This window comes from Aminobacter sp. AP02, assembly GCF_003148805.1.
Classification (GTDB): domain Bacteria; phylum Pseudomonadota; class Alphaproteobacteria; order Rhizobiales; family Rhizobiaceae; genus Aminobacter.
Window position 1 is genome coordinate 163,892 of the sequence record NZ_QGGX01000010.1, and the last position, 18,818, is coordinate 182,709.

Genomic DNA, 18,818 nt, shown 5'->3' on the forward strand with positions numbered 1-18,818 from the left:
CTTCGGGCCACCTTCTCCCCGCGAACGGGGAGAAGGGATCTCCATCGCTGCGGCCATCCCATGTCCATTGCCTCTCAACCTCCTGTCCTGCGCCTTTCCGGCATCACCAAGCGTTTCGGCCCGCTCGTGGCCAACGACGCCATTTCCTTCGAGCTCGAGCGTGGCGAGGTCATCGCGCTGCTTGGCGAAAATGGTGCGGGCAAGACCACGCTGATGAACATCCTGTTCGGCCACTATGTCGCCGACGAGGGCAGCGTCGAGGCTTTCGGCCAGCCCTTGCAGCCAGGCGATCCGCGTGCAGCGCTCGACGCTGGCATCGGCATGGTGCACCAGCATTTCACGCTCGCCGACAATATGACCGTGCTGGAAAACATCGCGCTAGGCACCCAAAGCCTGTGGTTGCCTCGCCTTGACCGGGCCGTGGCCCGCCTGCGTATCGAGCAGCTTTCCGCCGATTTTGGCCTGGCGGTCGATCCAGCCGCCGTCGTGTCCAGCCTTTCGGTGGGCGAACGCCAGCGCGTTGAAATCCTCAAGGCGCTCTACCGCGACGCCCGCATCCTGATCCTCGATGAACCCACGGCGGTGCTGACGCCCGCCGAGACCGACGCGTTGTTTCGCACACTCAAACTGCTGGTCGCCAAGGGCCTGTCGATCATCTTCATCTCACACAAGCTGCATGAGGTCATGGCTGTCAGCGATCGGGTGCTGGTGCTGCGTTCGGGGCGTCTTGCGGGCGAGCGCGCCACGGCCGCAACTGACCGCAAGGAGCTGGCAGCACTTATGGTCGGGCAGGAGGTCAAGCCGGCCGAGGTCACTGCCGTTGAGCCGGGAGATGCCCTGCTAGTGCTCGACACGGTATCCACGGGCCGCCGCAATGGTGCTGCCTTGGACGGCGTCTCGCTCACCCTGCGTGCCGGGGAAATCACTGGCCTTGCGGGCGTTTCCGGCAATGGCCAGGCGGCACTTGCCGCGCTGCTGGCCGGCACTGAAAGCCCCATTGCGGGAACGGTCGTGATCGGCGGCAGGCAAATTGGCGACTGGTCGCCGAAAGCAGCACTTGGCCACGGCATTGCCCGCATTCCGGAAGATCGCCACGCTGTGGGTACCATCGGCGACATGAGCGTGACGGAAAATGTCATCGCCGAGCGCTACGCCAGCCCGCGCTTCAGCCGCATGGGTTTTCTCGACTGGAAGGCTGCTCGCAATTTCGCCGAACAGATCATCGCCGACTACGACGTCAAATGTCCGTCGCCTGAAGCGCGCATCCGCCTGCTTTCGGGCGGCAACATGCAAAAGCTCATTCTCGGCCGCGCGCTCGATCCCGAGCCGTCGGTCATCCTCGCCAGCCAGCCGACGCGCGGCCTCGACGTCGGCGCCGTTGCCTATGTCCACCGCATGCTGCTTGCCGCGCGGCAAAGAGGAGCCGCGATCCTGCTGATTTCCGAAGACCTCGAAGAAATCCTGGCCCTGTCCGACCGTATCGTCGTGATGTCCAAGGGCAGGCTATCGAGCCCCTCTGCCCGAGGTGAGCGCAGCATTCGCGAATTGGGGGAACTGATGGCCGGACATGGCGAAGAGGGAGCCAAGGATGCGGCTTGAGCCCAAACCCGCACCTTCGCTTGGCATGACCTTGCTGTTTCCGTTGGCCGCCATCGCGGCCACGCTGCTGCTCACCTCGCTGCTGGTGCTCGCAGCCGGCGCTTCGCCGCTGTCGGTGTTTTATCTCGTCGCCAAGGGTGCAGCCGGCTCGCAATTCGCCCTGCTCGAGACGCTTACCCGGGCCACACCGCTGATCTTCACTGGGCTTGCCGTCGCCGTCGCTTTTCGGGCCAAGCTATGGAACATCGGCGCCGAAGCCCAGCTTTACATCGGGGGCGTGGTCACGGTCGTTCTCGGCACCGGTGCGTTGCCGCTGCCATCGGTGATCCTCATCCCTGTCATCATGCTTGCCGCGATGCTCGCCGGCGGCTTGTTGTTGCTGGGGCCAGCGATCCTCAAGACCCGCTTTGGCGTCGACGAGGTGGTGACCACGCTGCTCCTCAACTTCATCGTGCTGCTGTTCGTGTCCATGCTGCTCGAAGGCGTGCTCAAGGACCCGATGGGCCTCGGCTGGCCGCAGTCGCAGAAGGTCATCGCCGACGCGCAGCTGCCACGCATCATCCAGGGCAAGCGCCTGCATTACGGCTTTGTTGTCGCCATCGTTTCGGCGATCGTTGTCTGGGTCATCATGAAGAAGACCGTCCTCGGCTACGAGATGCGCGCGGTCGGTCACAACCCCGAGGGCGCGCGTTTCGTCGGCATTCCTGTCAACCGCGTGCTGATGAAGACGGCGCTGCTGTCAGGCGGCCTCGCAGCCCTTGCCGGCTTCTCGGAAGTGTCGGGTCTCAAGGGCAATCTGACGCTCGACCTGTCGCCGGGTTACGGCTATTCGGGCATCGTCGTTGCCATGCTGGCGATGCTGAACCCGCTCGGTGTCGTCGTTTCAGCCATCTTCGTCGCTGGCATCTTTGTCGGGGCCGACGCCATGAGCCGCATCGCCAAGGTGCCGAGCTACATCGCCGATGTCATGGTCGCCACCTCGCTGCTGACGATGGTGGTCGCGATCCTGCTGACGCGGTTCCGTGTGAGGTGGAAGTGAGCATGGACGCGTTCGAAATCCTCTTCACAGCTTCGTTCTGGGTCGCGGCCATCCGCATCGCCTCGCCGCTGATTTTCGCCACCATGGGCGAGCTGATCTGCGAGCGCGCGGGCGTGCTCAATCTTGGTATCGAGGGCATCATGACCGCCGGCGCCTTCGCCGGCTGGTTCACCGTCTATGCCGGCGGCGACTTGTGGACCGGGGTGCTGGTAGCGGCTCTTGCCGGTGCCATGTTCGGGCTTTTGCATGCCACGCTCACCGTGCCGCTTAGCCTGTCGCAGCATGTCGTAGGTATCGGGGTTACCTTGCTTGCCACCAGCCTTACCTATTTCACCTATCGACTTGTGCTGCCGGAAGTGACCTCGCCACCCAAGATCGAGCCGTTCCAGCCATTGCCGATTCCCGGCCTGTCGCAAATTCCACTGTTCGGCGAGGCGCTGTTTTCGCAAACGCCGTTGACCTATCTCGCCTTCGTCACCGTCGCCGTGGTTGCTTGGGTGCTTTATCGCACGCCGGTCGGCCTTGCCGTCCGCGCCGCCGGTGAAAACCCTTCTGCGGTCGAGGCGCAAGGCATCTCCGTCACTGGCATCCGCATGGGTGCGGTGATGGTCGGCAGCGCGCTGATGGCTGTCGGTGGCGCCTTTCTCACCATGTCGGCATTCAATTCGTTCTTCTTCGAGATGATCAACGGCCGCGGCTGGATCTGCATCGCCCTTGTCGTCTTCGGCTCGTGGCGGCCGGGCAAGGCGCTGCTTGGCGCCATCCTGTTTGCTGCTTTCGATGCCTATCAGGTTCGCCTGCAGCAGCTTTCCGGCGGCATCGTTCCCTATCAGGTGTTCCTGATGATGCCCTATGCACTATCGATCCTGGCGCTGATCCTGGTGGCGCGCCGCGCCACCTATCCCAAGGCGCTGATGATCCCTTACCAGAAAGGCGAGAGATGAGCTTCGACCTGATCGTCAAGGGCGGTACGCTGCCCGACGGAACAGTTGCCGACATCGGCATCAAGGGCGACAAGATCGCCGCGATAGAGGCCAGGATCGAAGCTGCGGCGAAGTCCGTTGTCGACGCGTCAGGCAACCTCGTCTCGCAGCCCTTCGTCGATCCGCATTTCCATATGGATGCGACGCTGTCCTACGGCCTGCCGCGCATCAACGCCTCTGGCACGCTTCTCGAAGGCATCTCGCTATGGGGTGAACTCAAGCCGCTGCTGACCCACGAAGCGGTCAAGGAGCGCGCGCTCGCTTATTGCGACTGGGCCGTGTCGATGGGCCTGCTTGCCATCCGCACCCATGTCGATACCTGCGACGACCGCCTGCTCGCCGTGGAGGCCCTGCTCGAGGTCAAGAAGGAGATAGCGCCCTATATCGACCTGCAGCTCGTCGCCTTCCCGCAGGATGGCCTCTACCGCTCGCCCAATGCGCGCGAAAATACCATCCGCGCCCTCGACATGGGCGTCGACATTGTCGGCGGCATACCGCATTTCGAGCGTACCATGGCCGACGGCACGCGGTCGATGACCGAACTCTGCGAGATCGCGGCGGAACGCGGTCTGATGGTCGACCTGCATTGCGACGAAACCGACGATCCGCTGTCGCGTCACATCGAACAGCTCGCCTACGAAACGCAGCGTCTCGGACTGCAGGGCAGGGTGGCCGGGTCGCACCTGACCTCGATGCATTCGATGGACAACTACTATGTCTCCAAGCTCCTGCCGCTGATCGCGGAGGCCGGTGTCTCGGCCATCCCCAACCCGCTGATCAACATCATGCTGCAGGGTCGTCACGACACCTATCCCAAGCGCCGCGGCATGACGCGAGTGCCTGAAATGCTGAAAGCTGGCATCCGCGTCGGCTGGGGCCAGGATTGCGTGCTCGACCCCTGGTATTCGCTTGGCACCGCGGACATGCTCGACGTCGCCTTCATGGGCCTCCATGTGGCCCAGATGTCGAGCCCTGCCGACATGCGCCGCTGCTTCGACATGGTCACGAAGGTCAATGCCGAGATCATGGGCCTCGACCATCTCGGGCTTGCTGTCGGCAAGGTGGCGAGTCTCGTCGTCCTCGACGCCGGCAATCCGATCGAGGCCGTGCGCCTGCGCGCCGAGCGCCTTTGCGTCGTAGCCAGGGGCAAGGTCGTTGCCGAGCGTCCGAAGCGCGACACGGCGTTGTCGATCAAGGGCCGGCCCGCCTCGATTAATCGCCGCCACGTCGTGCCGCCGCAGGTGAATTGAGCCTCGACGGGCAGCTTTTCCTGGCCAGACGAAAAGCTTACAATCGCAATCCAGATTCTACCGGCGCAGAAGGACCAAGGCCATGAGGATCACGACGATTTTGATGCTCCTCATGGCCGCTACGCTTGCCGGTTGCGTCACCGCCCAGGAACAGCGCGCGCTCGATGAAGCAAAATGCCGCTCCTACGGCTTCAACAAGAAAAACGATGCGTTTGCCGCATGCCTGCAACGCATCGATCTCGATCGCCGCGCCGCATTGAGGGCAAGCACATATGACGACTTCTACGGGCCGTTCTACTATCGCCCCGTCATCGTTCGGCGCTGACCGGCGTGCGACGCCTCAACGCATCGCGATGGCGCAGATAGGCCTCGCAAATGCGGGCCTCTGGGCCTAGATAGCGGCATTCGGGTCCTTTGCCCGGCGGATTCTGTGCAATGACCTTCCGACAAGCCATCGCCCTCCCGAAGAACAATCTGGTTCTTGCGGGCATCCTCCTCATGTTGCTGGGCGACTTCATGTTCGCGCTCAACGACGCGATGGGCAAATGGCTGGTCACCAGCTTCTCCGTCGCCCAGGTTCTGCTCATCCGCTCCATCGGCGCCTTCATCATCTTGGGGCCAATGATCGCCAAGCAAGGCATCGGACCGCTGACCAAGGTCGAGCGTCCTGGCCTGCAGGTGCTGCGCGTCGTGCTCGCCACCGCCGACACCGGTTTTTTCTACGCAGCGGTTGCCTATCTGCCGCTGGCCGACGTCATGACCTTCTACATGGCCGGGCCGATTTACATCGCTGCCCTGTCGCATTTCTTCCTCGGCGAAAAGGTCGGCTGGCGGCGCTGGATCGCCATCGTGCTCGGCTTCTGCGGTGTGGTCATCGCCTTGCGCCCTTCCACGGCCTCGCTGTCCTGGCCCTCGCTGTTTGCCATCGTAGGCAGCCTCTCTTTTGCGATTACGCTGATCCTCAGCCGCAAGCTGCGCGCCACCAACGACACCACGCTCGTTACCTGGCAGACGCTTGGCGCGCTGGCAGTCGGCGGCGTGCTAGCGATCTACGACTGGCGCACGCCCACTGCGCTCGACTGGTCGGCGATGTTGCTGATCGGCGTCGTCTCATGCGCGGCGCACCTGATGATCACGCGCGCGCTCAAGCTCGCGCCGGCCTCGCTTCTGGCGCCGCTGCAATACACGCTGCTGTTGTGGGCCGTGGTGTTCGGCATCGCCTTCTTCAACGATTACCCCGACGCGCAGGTCCTCATCGGTTCGGCGATCATCGTCGTTGCCGGCCTGTTCATCTTCCACCGCCAGAAGGTCGTGGACAAGGCCGAGCCGGAGACGGTCCCGACCAGCGTCCACTAGGGCCTAGCGTCCCAGCACGAGCGCCCAGTAGCGTTCTTCGCTTCCCTCGCCGGCGCGCACATAGGCGAGGCCGAAGCTGGCAAAGCGCGGGTCGAGCATGTTGCGGCGATGGCCGTCCGAGTTCATCCACATCGAAAACAGCTTGGCCGGCTCCATGCGGCCATGGGCGATGTTTTCGGCGGCGGCACCTTCGACGCCACTGGCGTTCATGCGTGTGGCAAAATCCTTGCCCAGGCCAGTGGTGTGCGCCATGCGTCCGGCGCGCGCCATGTAGTCCGCCTGCTGCAAGGCGGCGCGCTCCAGCGTGGCGTTGGGCTTGAGCGGCGGCAGCCCGTGTTCCGAGCGGATGGTCTGGAGGTAGGCAACCCCGGTCGTCGAGGCCCCGCCGCCTTCGCCAACAACGTTCGAACCCGTCTGGCAGGCGGCCAGGAACGCCAGTCCGCCCATCACCATCGCGCGTGCAGCTGCACCTATCATCCGCTGAGCCATCGTCCGATCCTTGTTCCGTCCCCCGCCAGCCTTGATAGTCCAGATCATGGCTTTTTGGCGAAATCCGTCGATCTTCAGGCTTTCACGCGCGCGGCCGCCGGGTCGAACATCGGCTCGAGATGGATCCTGGCAGGCACTTTTTCCGTTGCCACGACAAGCTCGTAGACGCCCGATTTGAGGAAATCGTCGCCGACGCCCGCGGCGTTGCGGACATAGCCGTAGCCGATGTTCTTGCCCACCGTGTAGCCATAGCCGCCACTGGTCAGATATCCCACCGGCTGGCCATCGCGAAGGATCGTCTCGCGCCCCACCAGAACGACATCCTTGTCATCGACCGTGAAGCCGGCGAGCCGCTTGGTGAGTGCCGCCCCGGCAATTTTCTCGAGCGCCTTGCGGCCGAGGAAGTCGGTGTTTTTTCTGAGCTTTACCGCCCAGCCGAGCCCGGCCTCGAACGGCGTGTCGTTAGGTGTGATGTCGGAGCCCCAGGCGCGGTAGCCCTTTTCCAGCCTGAGCGATTCCAGCGCGCGATAGCCAACGGGCCGGATGTCATGAGCGGCGCCGGCCGCCATCAGCGCGTCGAACACCTCGCCGGTGGCGGCGATCGGTACATGCAGTTCCCAGCCGAGTTCGCCGACATAGGTCACGCGCAGCGCCCTGACGGTTGTGCCGGCGATGACGATTTCGCGGACATGCCCGAACGGGAAGGCGGCGTTCGAAACATCCGCCTTTGTCACGGCTTCCAACACGTTTCTCGCTTTCGGCCCCATCAGCGACAGCGTGCCGTATTCCTCGGTCACGTCGACAAGCTGTGCCTTCAGCCCTGCCGGAACATGATCGCTTATCCAGGCAAGATCATGCGTGCGGAACCCGGTGCCGGTGACGATGTAAAACTTGTCATCGGCCAAGCGGGCCACCGTGAGATCCGCTTCGATGCCGCCGCGCGTGTTGAGCAGCTGTGTGTAGGTCAGCCGTCCGGCGGGCTTCGACACGTCGTTAGCGCAGATGAAATCAAGCGCCCGTCGCGCGTCGCTGCCGCTCATCTCGTATTTGGCGAAGGACGACTGGTCGAAGATGCCGACCGCCTTGCGCACATGGGCGTGCTCGTCGCCGACCCGAGCGAACCAGTTCTGTCGGCCCATCGAGTAGACGTCCTTGGCTTCCGTGCCCTGCGGCGCGAACCAGTTGGGCCGCTCCCACCCGAGCTTCGAACCAAACACCGCCCCATGCCGCTTCAGTCGCTCGTAAAGTGGTGAGACGATGTAAGGCCGCCTGCTTTCATATTCCTCGTGCGGAAAACCGATCGTGTAGTGCTTGCCATAGGCTTCGAGCGTGCGGTCCGAAACCCATTGGCGGTCGCGGTGCAGGTTCGAGAAACGCCTGATATCGACTACCCACAGGTCGAGCGGGGCTTCGCCGTCGACCACCCACTGCGCCAGCACCCAGCCAGCACCGCCGCCCGAGGCGATGCCGAAGGCGTTGAAGCCGGCGCCGACGAACATGTTCGAGCATTCCGGCGCCGAACCGAGGATGAAATTGCCGTCAGGCGTAAAGCTCTCCGGGCCGTTGATCATCTGCTTCACGCCGACGGTCTCCAGCGCTGGAACACGCTCTATCGCCTGCGTCATGTGTTGTTCGAAATGGTCGTAGTCGTCGTCGAACAGGCGGAACTCCCAGTCATTGGGCACGTCGCCCGTGGTCCAGCCTTGCGGATTGGGTTCATAGCCGCCCATCACCAGCCCGCCGACCTCTTCCTTGAAGTAGGTGCGCCGGTCGGGGTCGCGGATGGTCGGTGCGTCGGTCGAAAGCCCGGGCACCTTCTCGGTGATGATGTACTGGTGCTTCACCGGCTGCAGCGGCACGTTGATGCCCGCCATGGCCCCCACTTGCCGCGCCCATTGGCCGGCACAGTTCACAACCTTGTCGCAGGCGATGTCGCCCTGGTCGGTCTTCACCTTCTGGATGCGCCCGTCCTTCATCTCGAAGCCGGTCACCCGCACATTCTCGAACAGTTTCGCGCCGTGCATGCGCGCGCCCTTGGCGAGCGACTGGGTGATGTCGGAGGGGCTTGCCTGCCCGTCGGTCGGCAGCCATGAGGCGCCAACGAGATCGGACGTCTCCATCAGCGGCCACATGCGCTTGACCTCTTCCGGCGACACCAGCTGCATGTCCATCCCGAAGCTTTTCGCCGTCGTTGCCAGCCTTTTGTATTCGGTCCAGCGGTCCTGATTGGTGGCAAGCCTGAGGCAGCCGGTCATCTTCCAGCCAGTGGCGAGCCCGGTCTCGGCCTCGAGCCCCTTGTAGAGCTCGACCGAATATTTGAGCACGCGCGTGATCGACGCCGAAGAACGCAGCTGCCCGACGAGACCGGCCGCATGCCACGTCGAGCCCGAGGTCAGCTTGCCCTGTTCGAGCAGGATGACGTCGGCCTTATGGTCGCGGGCAAGATGATAGGCCGTGGAGCAGCCTATGATGCCGCCGCCGATGACGACGATCTGCGCATGTGAGGGAAGGGCCATGGTCAGAGCTTTCCGTATTGCGTGCGATAGGTTTCGAGCGCCGTCTCGAGCTTTTCGAGGTTCTCGGCGGTGTAGGCGGCGTAGTCGACGCCGGGGGCGGAGAGGTGGAGTTCCGAGACCATGCTCCACATCGCTTCGCGCAGCAGCGAGGCGCATTGCATGGCCGCATGCGAGCGCCTGATTTGCTGGTCGGGCGCAGCGCCGAAATAGCTGGCAAGCAGTTCGTCCGATTCTTCGCCCGTCATCCCGGCATTGGAGGCCGTGCCGGCAAGGTCGAACATTGCGGTCGAAAAACCGGCATACTCGAAGTCGATCAGCCACAGCCGCTCGCCGTCGTCGAGGAAGTTGGCCGGCAGAAGGTCGTTGTGGCTGAAGATGATCGGCAGTGGCGCCTGTGCTTTTTCGAGCTTGTCCGCCAATTCCAGATAGCGCGGCAGTTCCGCCGTCATCCGGCTTTTGCCGGCTTGAAGTGTGCGCGCGTAGTCGCGGATGACATGGAAGGCCCAGAACATGAAGCCGGGCCCTGACACATGCCGGGGCATCTCGTCGTGGAAATGCCTGATCAGGCGGGCGATGCGTGCCGCGTTGGCTCGCACGTCATCGGCGCCATAGGTCTTGGCGCCGAGAAATTCGGTCACCATCACGCCAGGCGCGGCATATTGCAGTTCCGGCGCGAAGCCCGCCTCATGGGCTGCCTTGGCTACCATCACCTCGCGGTCGCGAAAGACGTGATGGAAGGGAAAATCCTGGCCGAAGCGCACCACGTGGCCCCCCGAGGCATCCCTCACCACCCAGCTTTCGTTGCTGATGCCACCCTTGAGCGGTGTGATAGTCACCGTCCCGTTCCACAGCGGCAGGGCGCGGATGCGGTCCTCGCTCGTCGTCATGAAGCCCCTCCGCGCTGTGCATGACGCGTTCCCCAGTGTCGCGTCTTGGCCTTGTTGGGTGGTAGTCTCACGCAGCGGAAGCGCCGCTGTCAACGCGAGTTTGTGGCTTTAGTTGTTTTTGTGACCGTATCTGTTGAGATTGGTTGCAATGCTGCAGTAGATTCGGGCAGTAGCTTTCTGAGTTGCGGCCATGCCGCGCATCCGACCAGGGCCGCATGATGAACCATTCCAAGCGCCACAGTGAAATCCTGCGTCTGCTCAACGACGAGGGCACGATCACCATTGCCGATCTCGCCGACAAGCTCGGCGTTTCGCTCGAGACCGTGCGGCGTGACGTAAAGCCACTGACAGCTGATGGCTCGATCCTCAAGATGCATGGCTCCATCGGCCTGCCGTCAGTGGTGGGCGAGGCACCTTTCGAGCGCCGCATGCGCGAAAACGCCGGCGCCAAGCGCGCCATCGCCAAGGCTGTCGCCGCCACCATCCATGATGGCGAGGCGGTCATGCTCGATACCGGCACCACCACCAGCTATCTCGCCCGAGAATTGCTGGGTCATCGCCGCCTGACTGTCGTGACCAACTCGTCCGACATCGCCAGAACGCTCGCCACCGTCAACGGCAACAAGGTCTATATGGCGGGCGGGGAGTTGCGCAGCGACAGCGGTGCCGCCTTCGGGGTCTCGGCGATCGACTTCGTCAGCCGCTTCGCTGTCACCCATGCGGTGATCTCGGCAGGGGCCGTCGACGCGGCGAACGGGGTGATGGACTACAATCTCGAAGAAGCCGAGTTCGCCCGCGTGGTGCTGTCGCGCGGCCAGCGTTCGGTCGTCGTCACCGACCACACCAAATTCGGTCGCCAGGGGCTGGTGCAGGTCTGCGGCTTCTCCGGTTTCACCGAACTGGTCACCGATCGCCAGCCAGCGGATGATCTGGCCAGGGCTCTTGCGGACGCTGGCACGCAACTCACCATCGCGGACGGCTGAATCCTAGGCCTGCGCGAAGACCAGCCTGAAGCAGGCGCCCTTACGCTCGATGCAAGCAAGCTCGATGCGGCCGCCATGGATCTGCATGATTTCCTGCACCAGGTTGAGGCCGAGGCCCGCTCCATGTCCTCGTGGCTTGAGGCGGTAGAAGGGCTCGAAGATCCGTTCGCGCTCTTCCGCCGGCACGCCGTCACCCTCGTCCGAAATCTCCACCGTGGCCGGGCTGTTCACAGCAATCGTGATCTTGCCTGCGCCCCCGCCATGTTCGATCGCGTTCTGTACCAGATTGGTGATGGCGCGCTCGACAGCGGTCGGGTCGCCTTTGGCGAACAGCTGGGCGCGCGAGGGCTCGAATGACACCTCGTAACCGGCAGCAAAAGCCATCGGCGCCAGATCGAGGACAACCCCGCGCGCCACCGCCACAAGGTCGATGCGCGAGAAGCTTTGCGCCTGCCGACCGAGGCGCTGGATATCGAGAAGCTGATCGGTGAGCGTCGACAACCGCGCCGTATCCTGCAAGAGCCTTGCGCGCTCGGGCGTAGCCGGCAGCGATGTGATGCGGGTGTTGAGGATGGCCACCGGCGTGCGCAATTCATGCGCTGCGTCGATCAGAAATCTCTGGTGCCTTTCATAGCCCCTGTCCAGCCGGTCGAGTGCGCCATTGACGGCTTTCACCAGCGGTGCGATCTCCGAGGGGATACGCTCCACGGGCAGCCGCACGCCGCGTTCGTCTATGTCGATCTTCTCGGCCTGGGCGGCCGCCTGCCTCAGGCCTCGGAACGCGCTGCGCACCACCAATGGGATCACCAGCAGCGTCGCCACCGCCATCACAGCGCCGACCGGCAGGATGACCTCCGTGAAAATTCCCGGCGTAGCGTAAATCAGCGCCGAAACCCTGAAGCGCCCTTGGGCGCCAGTGAAGATCTGGACCCTTCCGGCGCTTGTGTCGTACCACTGGACCGTCGCAGCTGGCAGTGTCGTGCCCTTCTTCCAGACTAGCTTGGCGGTGTCGATATGGTCGAGGGCGGCGGCCATGCGGGTGAATTCCGGCGGGACCGTGCCCTCCGACAGCGTATGCCCCTGCTCGTCGCGCAACACGAACCAAAGATCCGGCACTTCCTCGCGTAGATCCGCCAGTGACGGGGTACTCTTGAGGACAAGCTCGCCCGCGTCGTCCCGGCGGACCACCTTTTGCAGCACCTCGACCGCCCGGCCCTCGTAATGGTCCGGGATGACGCCGGTGACGATGAGGGCGCCGAGGATCATGGCGATCAGCAGCGTCAGCAGGATCACCTGCAGGATCACGAGGCGCCAGACCAGACGCCATTTCAGCGAGATCGGGCGGAAGAACCGGCCGAGCGAGCGTAGAATCCGCGAGGCGTTCATGAAATCTCGCGCAGGAGGTAGCCGACGCCGCGCACACCGTTGATCTCCACCTTGCCGTCGGCTTCAGCCAGCTTGCGCCGCAGCCGCGACACATGCGTGTCGAGTGCGTTGGACTGGATCTCGTCGTCGAGGCCGAACACGGCCTCCATCAGCGACGAGCGCTGCACCATCCGGCCCGTGCGCCGCAACAGCGCCTCCAGAACCAGCAGTTCGCGACGGGGCAACGCCATGGGCTCACCACGGACCAGGACCTCGCGGTGGCCGAAGTCGAAGGCGAGATCGCCGGCATGGATGACCTGGGTCTGCACGTTGGCCGGCCGGCGCAGCAGCGCGCGCAGCCGGGCCAGCAATTCCTCGAAGGCGAAGGGTTTGGCGAGATAATCATCGGCCCCCATGTCCAGCCCGTCGACCTTGTCGGAAGTGTCGCTGCGTGCCGTCAGCACCAGAACCGGTGTCGCGTTTCCGCGCGCACGCAGCTTTGGCACCAGGGTCAGGCCGTCGCCGTCGGGCAGCTGGCGATCGAGCAGGATAGCGTCATAGCTTTCGCTGGCGGCGAAATCGCCGGCCTCCAGCAATGATGTGGCGTGGTCCACGACCATGTCATACCGTCGCAACGCCGTCCGCATAGCCGACGCCAGTTCTGGCTCGTCTTCAACTAGCAATATGCGCATCTGTTCCTCGAAGGTCCCTTGAGAGCCGCCCGGCTACGTCATGAACATTGCGGAAGCATTGCGAAACAAAGACGCTGAACAAACGCAAGCACCAAATTGCTTGATACGGCACCTTTCCTGCAATGCCTGTGTAATCCAGTGGCCGCACACAGCTTTCGCTACAGGCTGGCGACCGGTTCGCCGGCAGACGATTTCGAAAGAGGTTCGCAATGGCCGCAAACGACACATTATCCTATCTCATGGCATGGGCCACGGCGCCACTCAAGGTTGCTTCCATAGCGCCGTCCAGTTCAAGCTTGGCAAAGCTGATGACCCAGGATCTTGGACCCGACACCGGGCCTGTTCTGGAGCTTGGAGCGGGTACGGGGCCGTTCACCCGCGCCATGCTGGCGCGCGGCGTCAGGGAAAGCGATATGACGCTGATCGAGTTCAACGCCGATCTCGCCCATCTGCTCCGGTGCCGGTTTCCCAAGTCTCGCGTGCTGGAGATGGATGCAGCCGAACTGCGCTGCAAGCCGCTTTATGAAACGCCGCTCGCCGGTGCTGCTATCAGCGGGCTGCCGTTCCTGGCGATTCCGCCGCGCCAGACGCTCGCCATCCTCGAAGGCGTTTTCGCCAATGTCAGGGCAGGCGGGGCGATGTATATCTTCACCTACGGCTTCCGTTGCCCTATTGATCAGTCGCTGCTCGACAGGCTCGATCTCGAGGTGACCCGGGTCGGCCATACTTTCCGCAATCTGCCGCCGGCGGCTGTCTATCGGATCACCAGGATGAAGCCGGCAAAGATCTACGACTGGCGTTTTGCATGATTCCATCGATCCTGGGTTTCGGTCTGGTCGGCGCGGCATGCCTTGCGTTCATGGAGAAGGTTTCGCCGGTCCCGCCGTCGCATGTGCTGCTGCTGTTTCTCGGCATGACCGCCGCGCCCCACGTGCCGATGCTTGTCGCGCTGATGCTTGCGACCACGCTCGGCTCGACCCTGGGTTCGATGATCTGGTATGCGGGCGGCAACTGGCTGGGGCCCGACCGCGCCAACGACTTCGTCAAGCGTTTCGGCAAATACGTCTTCCTCAAGCACGCGACCTATCAAAAGCTGACGCATGCCTATCGCCGCAACAACTTCCGCGCTTCGCTGATCGCCCAGCTGGTGCCGGTGGCGCGAACCTACCTCGCGCTCGAGGCAGGCGTGCTGCGCCTTTCGTTCGTGCCTTTCGCGCTTGCCACCATATGCGGCGCTTTTCTCTGGAACGCCGCCTTTCTGGTCGGCGGCTATCTGATGCGCGACGGCGACCACGACCCGGTGACGATCGGATTCCGCATTGTCGCCATCGTTGTCCTCGCCGAGATCGTCTTCCTGCTGGCATTGCGACACAGCACCCGTGGGACGGCCGACAGCCATCCCTCGGGCGAAACGCATCCTCGGCCCTAGAGCACGATCCGGGTGCTCGGATGGAGTGGGCTCCAACCTAGTCCTTGATCACCCGGTAGATGTTCCAGTACGACGATCCTGAAACCACCAGCGGCTCCAACTGCTTGCCCCACTTGGCATGGGCGTCGATCTTGGAGATCTTGGCGAACATCTCTTCCAGTTGAGTCAGGCTCTCCACCGTGTGATTGACTTCGACGGTGGCTTCCTTGGCGCCGACCGATCCGCTCAGGATCTGCAAGGCCATCTTGTCGACACCGGCCTGTGGACCGATCTCGCGCTCCCATTGGCGCAAAAGCTCAATTGCGGCCTGCTTGTGCCCGAAGCGGGCATCGATCTTCCAGCGTGCGACGAACATGGCTTCCTCCTGTCTACGGGCGACCATTCGCCCGCATTCGATCACTCGTCCCAGGCCTGGACCACGGTTTGCCGCGAAATCTTGCCGTCCTTGAGCTCAAGCATGGCGGCGCAGAACACCTTGGTTCCGTCGGGGTAGGCACAGGCTTGCGAGAAGGCGAGGCTGTCGCCTTGCGCGATGGTGGTGTCGACGCGATGGCTCATCGCGCGACTGCAAATGTCGTCCCAGAAGGTGGTGATTGCCGCGCGTCCGCGGATTTCGCGCGGCTTGCTCGGCGGATTGTTGCGGTCGATGACACGTACCAGCGCGTCGTCGGCATAGAAGCTGGACAGCATCTTGCCGTCGCGGCTTTCGATCGCCTTCTTGATCGAGGCACCGGTCACGGGTTCCTTGGTGGCAAGCATTTTATCCTCCTGTCGGCCGCTCCGCGAGCGGCGCTGTCTTGGATGGTCCGGCAGCCAAGGACCGCGAAACGCGGCCCGCCGCCCCGTAGAAATCAGCTACTGCGATTTGGCCTTGGCCGCCGCCATCACTGTGTCGACCTCCTGCTTGAACTGGGGCAGGTCGACCTGCATGCCGTTCAGCACCGTCGACCAATGCCGCACGATCGCCGACATCGCCACGGCCTCGCGGATTTCCTCGTCCGTCGCGCCATTGGCCTTTGCGGCTGCTGTGTGGAAATAGATGCAGTACTGGCACGGTATCTGGGCAGCGACGGCAAGGCCGACAAGTTCCTTGGTCTTGCCGTTCAGTTCGGTCTTGGGATTGAGCTGCACGCTCTTGAATTCAGCCCATGCGCCGGCAACGCCGGCCTCCGGAAACGCCTTGAAGAAGCTCGGCACCGAGCCGAGCGTGGCCGCGATGTCCTTGTAGGTTGCTTGAGCCGAGCTGTCCTCGGCTCGGGCGTCCGATACGACGAACGTTGCCAGGCCGGCTATCGCCAGCGACGCAAGCAGTCCGATTGCCTTGGTCATGTCTTCCTCCATTCGCAGGTCAGTGTTTCAGCCTGTCTGGATGGGAAGAATTTGTAGTCCTTGGCGCCGTCCTTCCGCTTCGCCCGAAAGGGCCATCTCCGCTATGGCCCGTCCGGGCCAGTCTGCCGCGCCGCGAATGCTGCAGCCGCCGCCCGCGAGGGAAGGTCGAGCTTCAACAGGATGTTGGCGACATGGCGTTTGACCGTGTGTTCGCTGAGGCTGAGTTCGGCTGCGATCGCCGCATTGCTCTTGCCGTCGGCAATCAACGCCACCACCTCGTTCTCACGCGCGGTCAGTGCCGATGGTTCGACAGCGATCACGCGGCTACGGCACGCCGGTTCGAGATGCTGTTCCGAGGTCGCCTGGACCAAAGCCAGCGGCTCGTCGAGGTCATCGAACATAACCTTGCCGACATCCGTGAAATGCAGGCCCGAGCCGGCAGCGAGGTCGGCCACCAGCCGCGAGGCGAGGATATCTCCGCGTTCGGCACGATCGGCGATCTGCACCGCCACCCGCATCGCAAGTCCCGTTGGCGGGCCGCGCATCTCGACCTCGCCGACATGTACTCCGTGGGCGCTGGCGATGCCGATATCCTGGGCCGCTTCGCGCAGCGCCGAGGCGCAGCGGACCGCCCGCGCTGGCCCGTCGAAGCGCGAGACAAGCGTTTCGCCATGCTGGTCGGCGATGCGTCCGCCATGGCGGCCGACGATCAGCCGCCAGGTCTCGTGGAAGCGCTCGCTGCGCTCGCTCCACATCCGGTCGCCCAAACGTGCGGTATCGGAAATGCGCGTGACGAGCAGGGCAGCAAGTACCCGCTCGGTCTCAGGCGCCGCATGTGTGCCGGTCAGGAACTCTTCGACAAGGTCGGCGACACGGTTGACGTCGCCGGTCCAGATCGGATGGTCGCGTCCGGTGACCTCCACAAGGCGCGCGCCTGGTATTTTCTGGGCGAGATAGCGGCTGGCATCGGGATTGACGCGGGCGTCGTTGCGGCGATGGATCAGCAAGGTCGGCGCCCGGATACTGGCCAGCACGCCACGCACGTCGATTTCGGCGTTCATCCGGGCAAGCGCCGCCGCTGCGGTTGGACTCGCCGATAGCCGTTCGAAGCGCCCCCACCAGGTGGCAAAACGGGTATCGTCGAGCCGCCCTGGCGCGAAATTCTGAAGTGTTGCCCCGGTACCCCAGGACGTCTCCGCGTCTGCGATGAAAGCGTCGAGCCGCTCAGGGCTCATCACCCACTTATGGAAATGCGCGTAGCCGCCATAAAGCACGAGCGAGCGCGTCCGTTCGGGATAGGTCGCTGCGAAAAGGATCGCCATTGGAGCGCCTTCCGAGGCGCCGAGGATTGCCGCTCGGCTGCTTCCGGCGGCATCCATCACCACGCGCACGTCGTCCATGCGCGTTTCCAGGCTCGGCAGCGCATGCGTGTCGACCCGGTCGGAAAGCCCGGTGCCGCGCTTGTCGAACAGGATCAGGCGGGAAAAGGCGGAAAGTCGTGAAAGCAGCCGGCTGTAACCCTCGTCTTCCCAGTGAAGGTCGAGATTGGAGATGAATCCGGGAACGAAGACGAGGTCGAACGATCCCTGGCCGACCACCTGATAGGCGATCCGCACGTCACCACTGCGGGCATATCGGGTCGCGATCGGCCTTGGCACAGCCATTCCACCTGCGGATTGCATTAGGAATTGCTAACATATCAGATGTTCGGCCGAAGGGTGAAGTGGCTTCGCGTGCTAAGGGGAGGGGCGTCAGGCGGCCTTGTCGGCAGGCCTTCTGATCGTGGCGGCCGCTTCTATCACCAGCGGTTTCATGCCCTTGCCGCCTTCGTCGAACATCTCGAAGAACTGGCGACGCATGCGCGGATCCCAGAATTTGTTGATGTGTTCAGCCACGCCGGCGACGCCTTCATCATGTGGCTTGGATTCAAAGAAGGTAGCGATCTGGTTCGCCATGTAGACGATCTTTTCCTTCGTCCCCATCTTGTGCTCTTCATGCGACATTTTTGGCGGCTCCGGTACTCACGCGGTCTGGATGGGTAAAGATGTCGAAATCGTCGCCGCGCACAAGTGCGACGAGCGTCATGCCGGCTTGCTCGGCGGTGCGGATGGCAAGGGCCGTGGGGGCTGAGACGGCGATGATGAAGGGCGCGCCGATGGCTGCCGTCTTCTGAACCATTTCCACCGACACGCGGCTGGTCACCACCACAGCACCCGATCCGCCCGAAATGCCGGCCTTGTCGAGCGCGCCGGCGAGCTTGTCGAGCGCGTTGTGGCGGCCGACATCCTCGCGTGCGGCGACAATGCCTTTTCCGGGTACGTAAAAGCCCGCGGCGTGAACAGCACCTGTTTCCGCATGCAGTGGCTGCGCCTTGGACAACAGCTTCACCGCCTGCACGATGTCGTCGGCCGAAAGCCTGAGCGCCGGCGTGTGTACGTCATCGACAGAGCGCATCGCTTCTTCGATGGATTCGATGCCGCACAGCCCGCAACCGACCGGCCCGGCGAGCCTACGACGCCGCAACTCGAAGCGTTTGTTGGCCTTGTCCTTGAGCCGGATCTGGATGTCGATGCCGGCTTCGACATCAAGCACCTCGATCGACTCGATTTCTTCAACTGAGCCGATGATGCCTTCGGTCAGCGAGAAGCCGCGTGCGAAATCCTCGAAATCCGCCGGGCTCGCCATCATCACCGCATGCGTGGTGCCGCCATAAGACAACGCGATCGGCGTCTCTTCCGGCACCATACGGTTGGCGATTGTCGTGCCGCTCGCCCGGCGGGCGAGACGGGAGGTCGCGGAGATTGCGGGGCGGTCGGTCATCGTTCTTCTCCCCGTTTACGGGGAGAAGATGCCGGCAGGCAGATGAGTGGCAGCGCAAACCTTTCGAGGCTGGTACAGCCC

20 protein-coding genes are annotated in these 18,818 nt (G+C 63.4%); 9 read left to right on the top strand and 11 right to left on the bottom strand.

Features of this window, described 5'->3' with window-relative positions:
• Positions 1 to 60: 60 nt before the first annotated feature.
• The 6 genes from C8K44_RS15050 to C8K44_RS15075 all read left to right on the top strand — a co-directional run bounded on the left by C8K44_RS15050 (position 61) and on the right by C8K44_RS15075 (position 6,227).
• A complete protein-coding gene (locus C8K44_RS15050; protein WP_109576596.1) occupies positions 61 to 1,599 on the top strand; it encodes an ABC transporter ATP-binding protein in 1,539 nt (512 codons plus the stop codon).
• Positions 1,589 to 2,638, top strand: coding sequence for an ABC transporter permease (locus C8K44_RS15055; RefSeq protein WP_109576597.1), 1,050 nt, complete (start codon positions 1,589 to 1,591; stop codon positions 2,636 to 2,638). The genes C8K44_RS15050 and C8K44_RS15055 overlap by 11 nt, the downstream gene beginning before the upstream one ends.
• Before the next feature lie 2 nt (positions 2,639 to 2,640).
• Complete coding sequence (locus C8K44_RS15060) at positions 2,641 to 3,582, top strand: ABC transporter permease (protein ID WP_109576598.1); 942 nt, start codon at positions 2,641 to 2,643, stop codon at positions 3,580 to 3,582.
• Entirely contained in the window at positions 3,579 to 4,871 is a 1,293-nt protein-coding gene (locus C8K44_RS15065) for an amidohydrolase family protein (RefSeq protein ID WP_109576599.1), read from the top strand. Before C8K44_RS15060 ends, C8K44_RS15065 begins: the two co-directional genes overlap by 4 nt.
• Before the next feature lie 82 nt (positions 4,872 to 4,953).
• A complete protein-coding gene (locus C8K44_RS15070) occupies positions 4,954 to 5,196 on the top strand; it encodes a hypothetical protein (RefSeq protein WP_109576600.1) in 243 nt (80 codons plus the stop codon).
• 110 nt (positions 5,197 to 5,306) lie between these two features.
• Positions 5,307 to 6,227 carry a DMT family transporter gene (locus C8K44_RS15075; protein ID WP_109576601.1) on the top strand — a complete coding sequence of 307 codons (921 nt, stop codon included), beginning with the start codon at positions 5,307 to 5,309 and terminating at the stop codon, positions 6,225 to 6,227.
• Between the two features lie 3 nt (positions 6,228 to 6,230).
• Here C8K44_RS15075 and C8K44_RS15080 read toward each other — a convergent pair whose 3' ends face one another.
• From C8K44_RS15080 to C8K44_RS15090, 3 genes are all read right to left on the bottom strand, one after another.
• A complete protein-coding gene (locus C8K44_RS15080) occupies positions 6,231 to 6,716 on the bottom strand; it encodes a CAP domain-containing protein (protein ID WP_109576670.1) in 486 nt (161 codons plus the stop codon).
• Between the two features lie 74 nt (positions 6,717 to 6,790).
• Entirely contained in the window at positions 6,791 to 9,232 is a 2,442-nt protein-coding gene (locus C8K44_RS15085; protein ID WP_109576602.1) for an FAD-dependent oxidoreductase, read from the bottom strand.
• 2 nt (positions 9,233 to 9,234) lie between these two features.
• Positions 9,235 to 10,119: a choline/ethanolamine kinase family protein gene (locus tag C8K44_RS15090; RefSeq protein ID WP_109576603.1), complete on the bottom strand. Its 885-nt coding sequence runs from the start codon at positions 10,117 to 10,119 to the stop codon at positions 9,235 to 9,237.
• Positions 10,120 to 10,337: 218 nt separating this feature from the next.
• Here C8K44_RS15090 and C8K44_RS15095 point away from each other — a divergent pair, with 218 nt between their 5' ends.
• Entirely contained in the window at positions 10,338 to 11,102 is a 765-nt protein-coding gene (locus C8K44_RS15095) for a DeoR/GlpR family DNA-binding transcription regulator (protein ID WP_109576671.1), read from the top strand.
• A 3-nt stretch (positions 11,103 to 11,105) separates the two neighbouring features.
• On the opposite strand, the gene C8K44_RS15100 is transcribed toward C8K44_RS15095, so the two are convergent.
• Positions 11,106 to 12,488, bottom strand: coding sequence for a HAMP domain-containing sensor histidine kinase (locus tag C8K44_RS15100; RefSeq protein WP_109576604.1), 1,383 nt, complete (start codon positions 12,486 to 12,488; stop codon positions 11,106 to 11,108).
• Positions 12,485 to 13,159, bottom strand: a complete 675-nt coding sequence (locus C8K44_RS15105) for a response regulator transcription factor (protein ID WP_109576605.1) — start codon at positions 13,157 to 13,159, stop codon at positions 12,485 to 12,487. The genes C8K44_RS15100 and C8K44_RS15105 overlap by 4 nt, the downstream gene beginning before the upstream one ends.
• Before the next feature lie 308 nt (positions 13,160 to 13,467).
• Between C8K44_RS15105 and C8K44_RS15110 the strand changes: the two genes are divergently transcribed.
• Together C8K44_RS15110 and C8K44_RS15115 are read left to right on the top strand one after the other, a co-directional pair.
• Positions 13,468 to 13,968, top strand: a complete 501-nt coding sequence (locus tag C8K44_RS15110; protein ID WP_245417491.1) for an SAM-dependent methyltransferase — start codon at positions 13,468 to 13,470, stop codon at positions 13,966 to 13,968.
• Positions 13,965 to 14,588 carry a DedA family protein gene (locus tag C8K44_RS15115; protein ID WP_109576607.1) on the top strand — a complete coding sequence of 208 codons (624 nt, stop codon included), beginning with the start codon at positions 13,965 to 13,967 and terminating at the stop codon, positions 14,586 to 14,588. The genes C8K44_RS15110 and C8K44_RS15115 overlap by 4 nt, the downstream gene beginning before the upstream one ends.
• A 37-nt stretch (positions 14,589 to 14,625) precedes the next feature.
• On the opposite strand, the gene C8K44_RS15120 is transcribed toward C8K44_RS15115, so the two are convergent.
• The 6 genes from C8K44_RS15120 to fdhD form a co-directional block, all read right to left on the bottom strand.
• Complete coding sequence (locus C8K44_RS15120) at positions 14,626 to 14,943, bottom strand: hypothetical protein (protein ID WP_109576608.1); 318 nt, start codon at positions 14,941 to 14,943, stop codon at positions 14,626 to 14,628.
• A 41-nt stretch (positions 14,944 to 14,984) separates the two neighbouring features.
• Positions 14,985 to 15,347: a nuclear transport factor 2 family protein gene (locus tag C8K44_RS15125; protein WP_109576609.1), complete on the bottom strand. Its 363-nt coding sequence runs from the start codon at positions 15,345 to 15,347 to the stop codon at positions 14,985 to 14,987.
• Positions 15,348 to 15,443: 96 nt separating this feature from the next.
• Positions 15,444 to 15,917: a carboxymuconolactone decarboxylase family protein gene (locus tag C8K44_RS15130; protein WP_109576672.1), complete on the bottom strand. Its 474-nt coding sequence runs from the start codon at positions 15,915 to 15,917 to the stop codon at positions 15,444 to 15,446.
• Between the two features lie 101 nt (positions 15,918 to 16,018).
• Positions 16,019 to 17,581 (bottom strand): alpha/beta fold hydrolase, encoded by a 1,563-nt coding sequence (locus C8K44_RS15135; RefSeq protein ID WP_109576610.1) that lies wholly within the window; start codon positions 17,579 to 17,581, stop codon positions 16,019 to 16,021.
• A gap of 87 nt (positions 17,582 to 17,668) precedes the next feature.
• Entirely contained in the window at positions 17,669 to 17,920 is a 252-nt protein-coding gene (locus C8K44_RS15140; RefSeq protein WP_109576611.1) for a formate dehydrogenase subunit delta, read from the bottom strand.
• The gene (gene fdhD / locus C8K44_RS15145) at positions 17,910 to 18,737 is read right to left on the bottom strand and encodes a formate dehydrogenase accessory sulfurtransferase FdhD (RefSeq protein WP_109576612.1); all 828 of its coding nucleotides are present in this window, start codon (positions 18,735 to 18,737) and stop codon (positions 17,910 to 17,912) included. The genes C8K44_RS15140 and fdhD overlap by 11 nt, the downstream gene beginning before the upstream one ends.
• Between the last annotated feature and the right edge of the window lie 81 nt (positions 18,738 to 18,818).